Source organism: Streptomyces sp. NPDC059524, from assembly GCF_042749255.1.
GTDB lineage: Bacteria > Actinomycetota > Actinomycetes > Streptomycetales > Streptomycetaceae > Streptomyces > Streptomyces xanthii.
Genome location: NZ_JBHYTK010000197.1, coordinates 1 through 12,559, shown reverse-complemented (window position 1 = coordinate 12,559; position 12,559 = coordinate 1). Strand labels below are relative to the sequence as shown.

11 protein-coding genes are annotated in these 12,559 nt (G+C 75.5%); 3 read left to right on the top strand and 8 right to left on the bottom strand.

Going from position 1 to position 12,559, the window contains the following annotated elements:
• Window positions 1-307: 307 nt before the first annotated feature.
• Window positions 308-1,564, top strand: coding sequence for a glycoside hydrolase family 26 protein (locus ACFW9D_RS34680; RefSeq protein WP_384628771.1), 1,257 nt, complete (start codon window positions 308-310; stop codon window positions 1,562-1,564).
• On the opposite strand, the gene ACFW9D_RS34675 is transcribed toward ACFW9D_RS34680, so the two are convergent.
• From ACFW9D_RS34675 to ACFW9D_RS34640, 8 genes are all read right to left on the bottom strand, one after another.
• Window positions 1,561-2,670 carry a GNAT family N-acetyltransferase gene (locus ACFW9D_RS34675; protein ID WP_188337578.1) on the bottom strand — a complete coding sequence of 370 codons (1,110 nt, stop codon included), beginning with the start codon at window positions 2,668-2,670 and terminating at the stop codon, window positions 1,561-1,563. The two genes, ACFW9D_RS34680 and ACFW9D_RS34675, sit on opposite strands and share 4 nt — an antisense overlap.
• Entirely contained in the window at window positions 2,670-3,326 is a 657-nt protein-coding gene (locus tag ACFW9D_RS34670) for a lipopolysaccharide biosynthesis protein (RefSeq protein ID WP_384628769.1), read from the bottom strand. The genes ACFW9D_RS34675 and ACFW9D_RS34670 overlap by 1 nt, the downstream gene beginning before the upstream one ends.
• Window positions 3,323-4,471, bottom strand: a complete 1,149-nt coding sequence (locus ACFW9D_RS34665) for a glycosyltransferase (RefSeq protein WP_384628767.1) — start codon at window positions 4,469-4,471, stop codon at window positions 3,323-3,325. The genes ACFW9D_RS34670 and ACFW9D_RS34665 overlap by 4 nt, the downstream gene beginning before the upstream one ends.
• Window positions 4,468-5,265, bottom strand: a complete 798-nt coding sequence (locus ACFW9D_RS34660; protein ID WP_384628765.1) for a polysaccharide deacetylase family protein — start codon at window positions 5,263-5,265, stop codon at window positions 4,468-4,470. The genes ACFW9D_RS34665 and ACFW9D_RS34660 overlap by 4 nt, the downstream gene beginning before the upstream one ends.
• Entirely contained in the window at window positions 5,255-6,910 is a 1,656-nt protein-coding gene (gene murJ / locus ACFW9D_RS34655) for a murein biosynthesis integral membrane protein MurJ (RefSeq protein WP_384628763.1), read from the bottom strand. The genes ACFW9D_RS34660 and murJ overlap by 11 nt, the downstream gene beginning before the upstream one ends.
• Complete coding sequence (locus tag ACFW9D_RS34650; RefSeq protein WP_384628761.1) at window positions 6,907-8,250, bottom strand: O-antigen ligase family protein; 1,344 nt, start codon at window positions 8,248-8,250, stop codon at window positions 6,907-6,909. Before ACFW9D_RS34650 ends, murJ begins: the two co-directional genes overlap by 4 nt.
• Window positions 8,251-8,254: 4 nt before the next feature.
• Window positions 8,255-9,718, bottom strand: a complete 1,464-nt coding sequence (locus ACFW9D_RS34645; RefSeq protein ID WP_384628759.1) for an exopolysaccharide biosynthesis polyprenyl glycosylphosphotransferase — start codon at window positions 9,716-9,718, stop codon at window positions 8,255-8,257.
• 124 nt (window positions 9,719-9,842) lie between these two features.
• Window positions 9,843-11,045 (bottom strand): glycosyltransferase family 4 protein, encoded by a 1,203-nt coding sequence (locus tag ACFW9D_RS34640; RefSeq protein WP_384628757.1) that lies wholly within the window; start codon window positions 11,043-11,045, stop codon window positions 9,843-9,845.
• Between the two features lie 338 nt (window positions 11,046-11,383).
• Here ACFW9D_RS34640 and ACFW9D_RS34635 point away from each other — a divergent pair, with 338 nt between their 5' ends.
• Both ACFW9D_RS34635 and ACFW9D_RS34630 read left to right on the top strand, forming a co-directional pair.
• On the top strand, window positions 11,384-11,623 hold the full coding sequence (locus ACFW9D_RS34635) for a chaplin (protein ID WP_188337585.1): 240 nt from the start codon (window positions 11,384-11,386) through the stop codon (window positions 11,621-11,623).
• A gap of 178 nt (window positions 11,624-11,801) precedes the next feature.
• Complete coding sequence (locus tag ACFW9D_RS34630; RefSeq protein ID WP_384628754.1) at window positions 11,802-12,521, top strand: hypothetical protein; 720 nt, start codon at window positions 11,802-11,804, stop codon at window positions 12,519-12,521.
• Window positions 12,522-12,559 lie beyond the last annotated feature (38 nt).

Genomic DNA, 12,559 nt, shown 5'->3' with positions numbered 1-12,559 from the left:
CGCTCACGACACAGGGGGGGGGGGCAGTCGGATTGTGGCGGGCGGCTGCGGCCGGTCCCATGGAGCCGGTCCCAGTGGACCACCGGCACCACCGCGCGGCGCAGCCGGTTCACTCGTTCGCGCGAGCCGTCACCCCAAGGAGGTCGACGGCGTACGGATGCGCGGTGTACGGCTCCGACCTGCCAGGACGGACCCGTACGGCGTACTCCCGCCCCGTCCGGCCGTATCGCGCGGATCCCGGATGGCGCCCCGGGGGCACTCATGACTAAGTGTCAGGAATGCAGTGAGTGCACCACGAGGAGCAGCCATGGCCCGACCACGCCGAGGGGCATACCGCGGAAGACTGCCGCTGATCGCGGCGGGGGCACTGGCCTCCCTGGTGTTCGCGGCCGGTGCGGTGGCCGCGCCGGGTGCGACCGGAGCGCCCCGGGACGAGCCGTCCCCTTCCGCCACGGCGACCCCGTCCGACTCACCCGCCCCGACCGACGCGCCGTCCGAGTCGCCCTCCGCCCCGGCCGGGAAGTACCCCGCGTTCGGCGCGTACCTGGACTACGGGCCGGACGGGGTGACCCGCATGGAGCGGCTGTCGCAGTGGCTCGGCGGGGCCGAGCTGCGGGTCGGGCACACGTATCTGCCCGGTGACCGGTGGAGCAACATCGAGGGCACGCCCACCTTCCTCGACGACTGGGCGAAGTGGCGGCAGCGGAGCGACGACCGGATCTTCGTGCTCAACGTGCCGATGCTGGACCGCAACGAGGACCGGGTGCCGGACGCTCAGGTGCGGTCGCTGCTGCGGCGGGGCGCGGCGGGCGACTTCGACGCGCACTTCAAGGCGCTCGCCGAGCGGCTGGTCGAGCTGAAGATCCCGGACACCGTGCTCGTGCTCGGCTGGGAGATGAACGGCATCACGTACACCCACCGCTGCGGGCCCGACCCCGAGGCGTGGAAGGCGTACTGGAAGCGGATCGTCGGCGTGATGCGCTCGGTGCCGGGGCAGAAGTTCCGCTTCGACTTCACGCCGAGCCGGGGCCGGGACGCGGTGCCGTGGACGCAGTGCTACCCGGGTGACGACACCGTCGACATCATCGGGATGGACTCCTACGACCAGCCGCGCGGCATGGCCTTCGACGAGCAGGTCTCCGAGCCGTACGGGCTGCAGGCGCAGGTCGACTTCGCGAAGGAGCACGGCAAGCCCGTCTCGTACCCGGAGTGGGGGCTGTTCCGCAACGGGGACAACGCGGAGTACATGCGGCGGATGCTGGCCTGGATGGACGAGCACAAGCCGCTGTACAACACGCTGACCGACTACTGCCCGCACGGGGTGTGGCAGTGCTCGGACAATCCGCGGGCCTCCGAGGTGTACCGGGCCACGCTGAACGGCCGCGACACGGTGGGCAACCCCACCGCGCCGACGACGCCGCAGCCCCCGGTCACGCCGACGCTGCCGGCGACGCGGCCGCCGAACTGCACGCCACTGGACCTCGGCGACTGGGTCGAGTACTGGATCGGCGGGACGCTGTGCCTGCGGCTCGACTGGTGGGAGCGGCTCCCGGACCGGAGCTAGTCCGCGCGCTGTTCCCGGTCACCGGCCCGCCGCTGCCGCCAGGCGCGGCGGGCCGCGCCGGCTGTGGAGCGGGCGCGGTCCTCGGCGAGCAGGACGGCGAGCTGCGGGGCGCTGGTGCGGCGGGCGAGCAGCAGGCGCTGGTTGACGGAGGGTTCGGGCCGCCAGTGCAGTTTGTACGGCTCGGTGCCGCGCAGCAGGCTCAGGACGCCGGGCGGGGCGCCGTCCTGGAGGTGCTCGGTGCAGGAGCGCAGCAGCATCGTGGCGACGTCGATCTTGCGTTCGCGCAGGCCGGGGTGGGCGCCGTAGAGGTAGCCGCCGGCCAGGCGCGGGGAGCGCAGGGTCAGGTCGGCGGCGACGACCTCGCCGTCGAGGGTGAACTCGGTGACGTGCGCGTCCCCGCTCTGCGCCATGAGCGTCACCGAGCGGACGAGGTGGTCGGCGAAGCGGGGCCGCAGGTGCTCGGTGGTCACCTTGCGCTGCTGCCACTGGAGGCGGTGCAGGTCGAGGAGGCGGCGGACCGATCCGGCGACCTCGTGCGGGGCGACGACCCGGCGTTCGACACCGGCCGCGTCGAGCTTGCGGAGCTTGGCGCGGGCGCGCTGGGCGCGGGGCCGGGGCAGCCGGCCGACCAGGTCGTCCATCGGCAGTGCGGGCAGGTCGAGGCAGGGCGAGTCGTCGAGGCGGCGGCGGGGGCCGGGCCAGCGCTCGTAGAGGGTCTCGGCGGCGGCGCCGGGGCGCACCTCGCGCAGGTCGACCGCGCTGGTCGCGGCGAGTTTCCACAGGGCGGCGGCGAGGTCGTCGAGGGCCTCGGGGCAGCTCGCGTCGGCGAGCACGTCGCCGTAGTCGGAGAGGGCGGCGCCGAGGGTGGTCAGGACGGGGGCCGGGCGCAGCCTGCGCAGCAGCGGCGCGGCGGCGACGAGGCGCCCTTCGCGGCGGACGAGGACGACGCGCAGGGCGCCCCGGCGGCCGTAGGAGAGCCACCAGGAGTGGAGCCAGGCGTGGGTCTGGAAGGGGGTGGCGGCCGGGGAGGCGCGGTGCAGGCGGGTCCATTCCTCGCGCAGGGCGCCGAACGCCTCGCCGCTCGTGCACAGGGTGACGTCCGCCATCAGGCGCCGCCCCGCACCGCCGCCGCGCCGGCCGCGGGTGCCGGGGACGGGACCGTGGCGGCCGCGGGCTGTTCCTGCTCGCGGCGCGGGCGCAGCAGCAGGGCGAGGCCGCCGAGGAGGCCGCCGGCGCAGGTGCCGACGAGGGTGGTCAGGGCGGCGGAGGGGGTGGAGGGTTCGGTGGGCTTCACGGCGCGGGTGAAGCGCAGGAGTTCGACGTGGGTGTCGTCCTTGGTGTGGGAGGCCTCGGTGGTGAGGGCGCGGGCGACCGCGTTGGCCATCTCCATCGCCTTGGCGGGGTCGGCGGAGGTCGCCGAGATGGACACCATGGGGGCGTCGGGCGAGGTCTCGGCGCGCACGCTGGAGCGCAGGGTCGCGACCGGCACCCCGGCGGCGACCTGGGCGTCGCTGAGCACGGCGACCTGGGTGGCGACCTTTCCGTAGGCCTGGGCGAAGCCGACGGCGGACATCGGGTCGGCCTTCTCGGTCGGCACGGCGATGACGTAGCCGGTCGCCGTGTACTGGGGGGTGGCGGCGAGGCCGTAGCCGCCGCCGGCGAGGGCGCCGAGGAGGATCCCGGCGGGCAGCGGCCACCAGCGCGGCACGGAGCGGGTGCGGCGGGCGGCGCGGTGGAACGGGGTGCGCGCGGTGTCGGTCATCGGGTGTTCACTCCTGGGGTGGGGGCGGCGCCCAGAGCGGCCTCGTAGACCCCGAGGTGGCGGGCGGCGCTGCGGGCGATGCTGTAGTGGAGGGCGGCCCGGGCGGGGGTGCGGGGGGCCGGCGGGCGGGTGCGGGCCGTCTCGGTCTCCCGGGCGAACGAGGCCGCCTCGCACGGGACACGGACGGTGTCGCCCGGCCGCCGGGCGCCGGGCAGGTCGTCGAGGGCCGGGCAGTGGACGTGGACGACGGGAAGGCCCGAGGCCTGGGCCTCGACGACGGCCAGGCCGAACGCCTCGTCGGTGGACGGGGAGGCGAGCAGGTCCATGGCGGAGAACAGGGCGGGCAGGTCGGGGCCGGCCACGGCGGTGCGCGCGGTGTGCGGGCGTTCGCCGGTGAACACGACGCGGTCGCGGACCCCGGCGGCCCGCGCCGCCGCTTCGAGGGCGGTCTCCTCCGGCCCGGTTCCGACGAGCAACAGGCGTACGTCGTCCGGTAGTTGCGCAAGTGCTTCGATGAGCACGCCGAAGCGTTTGCCGGGGACGAGGCGGCCGACGCCGCCGATCACGAAGGCGTCCGGCGGGAGGCCGTAGCGGGCGCGGGTCGTGGCGCGGGCCCCGGCGTCGAAGGCGAAGCGGTCCACGTCGACGCCGTTGGGGACGACGTGCACGCGGTGCGGGGCGACGCCCCAGCGGTGCAGCCGGCCCGCGACGGCCGGGGACACGGCGATGGTGGCGCGGCCGAGCCGCTCCCCCGCCAGGTACAGGGCGCGCACCCCCTGGGTGAGGGGGCGCCCCTCGATCTGGGTGTCGCCGAGGGAGTGTTCGGTGGCGACGATGCCGGGGACCCCGGCGAGCCGGGCGGCGATGCGGCCGTAGAGGCAGGCCCGGTAGAGGTGGGTGTGGACGATGTCGTAGCGGCCGGTGCGCACGAGGCGGGTGAGGCGGGGCAGGGCGCCGAGGTCGCGGTTGCCGGCCATACGGAGGTCGGCGACGCGGACGCCGTCCTGGCGCAGGCCGTCGGCGACCTGGCCGGGGTTGGTGAGCGTGACGACGTCGTGGGTGCCGGGCAGATGGCGCAGCAGGAGGCGCAGTTGCTGTTCGGCGCCGCCCGCGCCGAGTCCGGTGATGACGTGCAGGGCCCTCATCGGCCGGCCTCCCCGTGCAGGGCTTCGCCGGTGGGCCAGGGGCGGCGGCGGATGGGGTGGACGCAGCGCTTGAGTTCGAGCCGCCAGGGTGTGTCGCGTTCGCCGACGAAGACGCGGGGCAGGGCGAACTGGCCGGTGAGCGGGCCGGGCGAGATGGCGCAGGCGTAGCGGTAGCCGGCGGTGCGGACGGCGTCGGCGGTGGCCCGGTCGACGCTGCCGTACGGGTAGCAGAAGCCGTGCACGCGGCGCCCGGTGAGCTCTTCGAGGAGGGCGCGGCTCTCCTCGATCTCGGCGCGGCGCCGCTCGGGGTCGAGGCGGGTGAGGTCCACGTGGGTGAGACCGTGCGAGCCGATCTCCATGCCGGCGGCGGCGACGGCCCGGATGCCCTGCGCGGTGAGCAGGGGCTTGCGGGGGCCGTCGGCGTCCCAGGCGTTGTCGCCGCCGAGCCGGCCGGGCAGGACGAAGACGGTGGCGGCGCAGTCGTAGTGGCGCAGCAGGGGCAGGGCGTTCTCGGCGAAGTCGCCGTAGCCGTCGTCGAAGGTGAGGCCGACGAGTCCGCGTCCGGTGCCGCGGCGGCGGGCGTCGAGGAGCTGGCCGACGGTGACGCCGCGCAGGCCGCGGGAGCGCAGCCAGCGCAGTTGCTGCTTGAGGCGGGCGGGGGTGACGGTCACGTTGTAGGGGTCGTCGGCGCAGTCGTCCACCGAGTGGTACATCACCACCCAGGGCGAGCGTCCCGGCAGCAGGTCGCGCGGCCGGGACCGCGCCGGTTGCCGGAGCACGGTGTCAGCGGGCATGGCGGAGCTTTCTGGTCGCGGTGCGGACGGCGGGCGCGAAGGCCCTCACGTGCAGGGCCCACAGGAGGAGGCAGAAGACGGCGCAGCTCGCGAGGGCGCCGGCGGCGAGGGAGGCGACGGGGGCGGTGAAACGGTCCGCGCTCAGCAGCCCTGCCCCGGTGGCGGCGACGGCGGCGAGCACCGTCTTGCCGAGCTCGCGCAGCACGAGGGGCAGGCGTACGGGGATGCTGCGGCGGTCCATCGCGGTGAGCAGCAGGGCGGCGGTGAAGGTGATGCCGAGGGCGTTGGCCGCGGCGATGCCGCCGACGCCCCAGGCGCCGACGGCCCAGGTGCCGACGCCGGCGGTGAGGACCATGCCGGCGGCCATCGCGGCGACGGGGTACCAGGTGGCGCGGCCCGCGGAGAAGTAGGAGCGGACGAGGGCGCCGACCAGGCAGTGGCCGAGCAGGCCGAGCGAGTAGACACGCATGACGGCCGCGGTCGTGGCGGTGTCCTCGGCGGTGAACGCACCGCGCTGGAAGAGGACTTCGACGATCTGCGGGGCGCACGCGAAGACGACGGCGGTGCCGAGCAGCACGATGCAGGCGGCGAGCGCGATGTCCCGCTCGACACGGTCGCGGGCCCGCTCGGTGTCGCCGCGCGCGAGGGCCTTCGCGACGACGGGGAAGGTGACGGTGCACAGCATCAGCGACAGCACCATCGGCAACTGGGCGATCTTCTGGGCGTAGTTGAGGTGCGAGATGGCGCCGGAGGGCAGTTCGGAGGCGAGGAAGCGTTCGATGAAGACCTGCGCCTGGCGGCACAGCGCGAACAGGAGCACGGTGGCGACCAGCGCGAGGTCCATGGGCCGGGCCCCGGACTCCTTGGGGGCCCGTTCGCCCGTGTCGCCCGTGCCGGTCGCGACGGCGAGGCGGCGGCGCAGGGCGGGGGCCTGGACGAGGACCATGAGGCAGCCGCCGACCGCGACACCGGCCGCGGCGGCCCGGACGCCCCAGCGGTCGGCGAGGACGAACAGGGTGACGATGATGCCGGTGTTGTACGCGACGTAGATCGCGGCGGGAGCGAGATAGCTGCTGTGGGCGCGCAGCGCGGCGCTGCAGTACCCGGTGAGTCCGAAGGTGAGGGCGCAGGTCGCGGTGAGCCGGGTGCAGTCGACGGCGAGCCGGGGGTCGGGCAGGCCGGGCGCGAGCAGCGCCACGATCTGCGGGGCGGCCGCGACGAGCAGCACGGACGCGGCGACGAAGGCGAGCGCGAGCCGGGGCAGCGAGCCCGCCACGAGGGCGCGTACGGGGTCGGGGGCGCCCGGCGCGGTGCGGGCGCGGGCGGCGATCGCGGCGCTGAAGGCGGGCACCAGCATGAAGGCGAGGCCGTCCTCGATGAGGAGGGTCGAGGCGACCTCGGGGACGGTCCAGGCGACGAGGAACGCGTCGGTCTCGCTGCCGGCGCCGAAGAGGTGGGCGAGGGCCTGGTCGCGGCCGAGCCCGAGGATCGACCCGGCGGCGGAGAGCACGGCGGTCAGGAGGGCGGCACGGGCCAGGAACGAGTTCGAGGCGCGGTGGCCGTCGGGGGCGTCGCGGCCGGGCTGGGCCGGGACCTTCGCGAGGGTGTCGTCGCCGGCCGGGGTCATCGGCTCCACGGGCTTCATGCGCGGGCCGCCGTCCCGCGGTCGGCGAGCGCCCACCAGGCGGCCAGGCCGAACACGACGGCGGTCAGCACCGTGGAGGGGCCGCCGATGTCCGCGTACGCGAAGTCGATGAGCTGCCAGACGAGGAGCCCGCAGGCGGCGAGGGCACAGTCGAGACCGCCGCGGCGGGCGGCGGGCAGCCGGCGCAGTCCGAGGACGAGCAGCGCGGCCCAGCCGCCGGTGATCGCGCACAGGCCGAGCAGGCCCTGCTCGCTGAGGACGAGCAGGTACATGTTGTGGGGGGAGAGCAGCGGCTGGCGGCGGTAGGACTGGCCGGCGCCCGCGACGTCACTGCCGGAGGACAGGGCGAGGGAGGCGTGGCTGTCGCGGTACGCGGGGAAGTTCTTGAGCCCGACGCCAGTGGCGGGGTGCTCCTGCCACATGTCGATCGCGGCGGCCCACATCGTGTACCGGTCGGTGACGGACTGGTCGGGCGCGGCGGTGACCTGGGTGATGCTGCTGAGCCGCTCCTGGAGCATGTCCGTGCCGACGCCGAGGCCGCCGACGAGCACGACGCCGAGGGCGACGGCGGCGGTGAACAGGCGGGCGGCGCGGCGCAGTCCGGTGACCGCGATCTGCGCGGTGACGACGACGGCGGTGGCGATCCAGGCGCCGCGGCTGAAGGACAGGGCGAGCGGCACGACGAGCACGGCCGCGCAGCCGAGCGCGCCGAGCCGTTCGCGCAGGGCGCGGCCGCCGAGGGCGAGGGCGACGGAGCAGAGGAGGCCGTAGGCGACGACGGTCGACATGCCCATCACGTCGGTGGCGCCGAAGGTGCCGACGGCCCGCACGTCCTCGCCCGCGTACGAGGCGCCGGTCCCGGTGAGGTACTGGTGCACGCCGATGCCGCCCTGCCACAGGGCGAGGGCGACGAGCCCCCACGCCACGCGCCGGAAGTCGTCGCGGTCGCGGACCGCGAGCAGCACGGCGGCGGGGACGAGGACGAGGATCTGGTAGTACCGGGCGGTCCCCACCAGCGCGTTGTCCGCCGAGCCCGCGCCGAGGGCGGCGATCGCGACGCCGACGACGGGCAGGGCGAGCACGAGGAGCGCGGTGCGGGTGAGGGGGCGCTGCCGGGTGCGCACGGCCCGTACGGCGCAGAAGAGGACGAGGAGCCCGGAGACGGCGTCGGCGGGCGTGCCGCCCCCGCTTTCCTGGGCGCCGCCCGTGTCGAGGGGCAGGCCCAGCATCGCGATCAGGAGCAGCACCGGCAGGACGGGACCGGCCCGGCGCACCGCCGCGAGGAGGGCCCGGGCCGGGTCGGGCCGGGGTGCGGCGAGGGCGGCGGGCAGGACTGTCACCGGGTCAGCTCCCTGTGGGGCGGACGAACTCGGCGGCCGTGCGCAGCAGGATGGTGACGTCCCGCCACAGCGACCACTGGTCGATGTAGGCGTTGTCGAAGCGGCAGCGGTCCTCGATGGAGGTGTCGCCGCGCAGGCCGTTGATCTGGGCGAGTCCGGTGATGCCGGTCGGGACGCGGTGGCGGTCGCCGTAGCCGGGGTGGGTCTCGCCGAACTTCATGACGAAGTAGGGGCGTTCGGGCCGCGGGCCGACGAGGCTCATGTCGCCGCGGAAGACGTTCCACAGCTGGAGCAGCTCGTCGATCGAGGTGCGGCGCAGGAAGCGGCAGAAGCGGGACATGCGCCGGTCGTCGGCGACGCTCCAGCGGGTCGCGGACTCCAGCGCGTCGGCGGGCCGGATCGTGCGGAACTTCAGCAGGGTGAAGGGCCGCCCGTCCTTGCCGATCCGCTCCTGCCGGAACACGACGCCGGGCCCCTCGCACAGGCGCAGCCACAGCGCACAGCTCAGCAGCAGGGGCGAGAGCAGCACGAGCAGCACCGCGGAGACGCTCACGTCGAGGGCGCGCTTGCCGGGGTGCACGGGCAGGAAGGGCCCGGCGAGGGGCCGGCAGCGGAACCCGGCGAGGCCGTCCTCGCCCCGGGCGCGCAGCGGCACGTACGGGGTGGGGTCGGGGTCCAGTTCCCAGATCTCGCAGCGCAGTTCCGACAGGCAGTGCAGGCGGGCGCGGTGCTCGGGGGCGCCGGAGCCGCCGAGGACGAGGGCGCGCCGCACGCCGTTCTGGATGACGGCGCGGCGCACGTCGCCGGGGGTGGTGAGCACGGGCAGCTCGGGCAGGTCGCCGTCCTCGCACTCGGCGCCGTCGGCCGGGTCGCCGACGACGCCGACGGGCCGTACGCCGCTGCGGGGGTGGCGCTGGAGCGCGGCGGCGACGCGGCGGGCCTGCGCCTCGGGCCCCACGAGGAGGGTGCTGACGGGGCGGCGGACGAGAGCGAGGCGGCGGCGCCGGTGCACGAGGGCCCGCCCGGCGAGGGCGAGGCCGACCTGGACGGCGCAGCCGGTGGCGAGGGCGGTGGGCCCGAGCGGGGTCCGGCCCGGCAGGGTGGCGAGCGCGGCGGCGAGGACGCACCAGGCGAGGATGCCGCGCCCGGCGACGGCGGGCAGGTCGTCGAGCATGTACGGCTCGGGTCTGTACCGGTACAGGCCGGCGGTGGCGTGCAGCACGAGGACGAGGACGACGAACGCGGCGAGGACCAGCGGCCCGCGCTGCGCCTCGGTGAGGGCGAGGGTGGCGAGCAGGGCCGCGATCTCGTCGGAGGCGACGAGGACCGCGCGGGAGGGCCGGTCGCGGGGGCGGCCGCCGTCGCGGGCGAGCGCGGCGGCGCCGCCGGCGGCGCGCGGGGCGACGACGGTGCCGGAGAAGCCTCCCAGCGGGCCGGCCGAGGGGGCGGCGGTGCGTTCCGGGGTCACGTCGCGATCGGCTCTCTCTGCTCGGTGGCCTCCCGCCCGGGGCCTGTCCGGAGTTCCCCGTCGTCCGCGCGGAGCGCGGGCGCGGCGGCGGTCGGTGCGTGCGATCGGTGTGCGGGAGAACGGGTCATGTGGCGGAGCCGCCTGTCCCGGCCTCCCGTGCGTCGAGCGGGCGGGCCGGACGTCGGGGCGCGGACGGGGAGCTCCGGACCGGCTCCAGGAGGTCGCGGTAGACGCCGGCGACAGCCTCCGCGGTGTGCCGGACGTCGTGGTGCTCGCGGACGTGGCGGTGGGCGCTCGCGCCGAGGGCGGCGAGCTTCCCGGGGTCGGCGAGCAGCCGGGCCAGGGCGCGGGCCAGCGCCTCGGGCCGCCCGGGCGGGACCAGGCAGCCGGCGGCCCGGCCCGGCGGCAGGCTCTCGCGGGCCCCGTCGACGTCGGTGAGCAGCACGGGGCTTGCGCAGGCCATGGCCTCGAGCGGGGCGAGCGCCATGCCTTCCCAGCGGGAGGGCAGGACGACGAGGTCCGCGGCCCGGTACCAGGCGGCCGGGTCGGCGACGGCGCCGGCGAAGGTGACGCCGGGCGGGGCGGCGGCGCGCAGCCGGGCGGCGTCGGGCCCGTCGCCGACGAGGACGAGGCGGGCCCCGGGCACCTGCCGGCCCACCTCGTGCCAGGCCTTGACGAGGACGTCCTGGCCCTTCTGCCGGCACAGCCGTCCGACGCAGACGACGAGCGGCCCGTCGCCCTCGGGGAGGCCCTCGGGCGGGGGCTCGGTTCCGGTGCCGGGGTGGAAGAGGCCGAGGTCGACCCCGTTGGGCACCAGGCTGACGGGCCCGCGCACCCCGCGCCGGCGCCCGTGGTCGCGTTCGGCGCGGCTGACGCAGATCAGCCGGGTGGTCCAACGGGCCCCGAACCGCTCCCAGTTCAGGGCGAGCCGCGCCGCGGGACCGCCGACGGCCTCGAAGGACCAGGCGTGCGGCTGGAAGACGGTGGGGACGCGGCCGCGCACGGCGAGCCGGGTGACCAGGCCCGCCTTGGCGCTGTGCGCGTGGATCAGGTCGGGTGCCGTACGGGTGACCAACTCGCCGAGGCGGCGCACCTCGTCGCGCACGCCCCGGGCCGGGGAGCGCTGGGCCGCCCAGTCCAGGACCTCGCACCCCGCGGCGTCGAGCAGCGCGGGCAGGGCGCCGGCGGGCGGGCAGGCGACCGCCACCCGCATCCCCGCGGCCCGCTGCAGACGTACGAGATCGGCGACCACGCGGGCCACGCCGCCGTCGACCGGCTGCGTCACGTGGAGGACACGCGGCGGCAGGGATGCGGGCGTCACATGCATCGCCTCTTCCTTGTCCGCGGACGATCAGGAATGACTGAAAGACCGACACCGCGACACCGGGCGAGAAATCAGAAATTCATACTTGTCCGTCGACCCGGTGCCGCATTCCACCCTTTAGGGGTCGCCAACAGTAACGTCAGGAAAGCGACTTTCACTTGATACACGAGGTGTGTTGGAGTTGTGAAATTCCCGCTCCGTGAGCGTCGCGTTCACGTGCGGGTGTTCAAGCGACGCACGGTCATTCACCCGTTCGGAGCCGCAACTCTTGGCGCGCCCGCCCGTTGCACCACGCGTCAGGCGCCAGCCCTGACCGAGCAGAACGATCAAGGAGCAGTTTCATGTCGCGTACCGCGAAGGCAGTCGTCTTCTCCGCAGTGGCCGCCGCCGCGATGGCCGGCAGCGCCGGTGTCGCCTCCGCCGACGCCGGGGCGCACGGTGCCGCCGTCGGTTCCCCCGGCGTGCTCTCCGGCAACCTCGTGCAGGTCCCGGTCCACGTGCCGGTCAACGTCTGCGGCAACACCGTCGACGTCATCGGTCTGCTGAACCCGACCTTCGGCAACACCTGCGTCAACAACTGACGCCGCAGCACGACTCTTCCGCAGCCGCCCCCTTCCCTCGCCGGGAGGGGGCGGCTGTTTCCGTTCGGGAGTCACTTCCGAGGCCGCGTTACCCGTTTGGCGGCGGGGCGCTTGCGGCGCGTCGCGCGGGATTCCACGGTGAAGTCTGCATCACCGAAAACCCTCGGAAGGTTCCATCATGTCCGCTTTTCCCGTACGGCCGCTCGCCGGCTCCCTCCTCTGCGCCACTCTCCTGATAGGCGCGGCGGCCCCCGCCATCGCCGCGGGCTCCGCCCATGAGCCGACCAGCCGCACGGACGTGTCGTCCGCCCCGGTCCCGGGCGCCGACGCCCTGCTCGCCCAGACCAAGACCCTGCACGACGTCGGCGGCGTCCTGACGCCGGTCACCGACCTCCTCGACGCCGTCCTCAAGGCCGACGGCGGCAAGCTGTCCGCCGAGGACGTCACCAAGCACACCGACGCGGTGAAGTCCGCGATCGACGCGGCGAAGGCCGCGGCCCCCGCGGTGCCGAACGCCCCGGCCGCCGGCGCCCCGCGCGCCGCCCAGGCCCCGCTCGACGTGAAGGGCGACGCCCTCACCGCGCTCCAGTCCGCCGTGGACGCCCTGCTGAAGGCGGCCGCCGCGGGTGACGCCGCGACCGTCGCCACCCAGGCCCCGGTCGTCCTCACCAACCTCGTCAACGTGGTCGCGGCCACGCTGCTGAGCGGCGGTCTGCCCGCGCCGAACCTGCCGGGCCTGCCCGCGCTGCCGCAGCTGCCGACGTCGAGCCTGCCGTCGACGTCCACGCTGCCCTCGACGTCCACGCTCCCGTCGACGTCCACGCTCCCGTCGACGTCGACCCTGCCGACGTCCTCGCTGCCCGCGGCGCCCGCGCTGCCCTCGACCCCGCTCACGTAGCGACGGCCGGCCCCGGAGGGCCCGCCGGACGGTTCGAC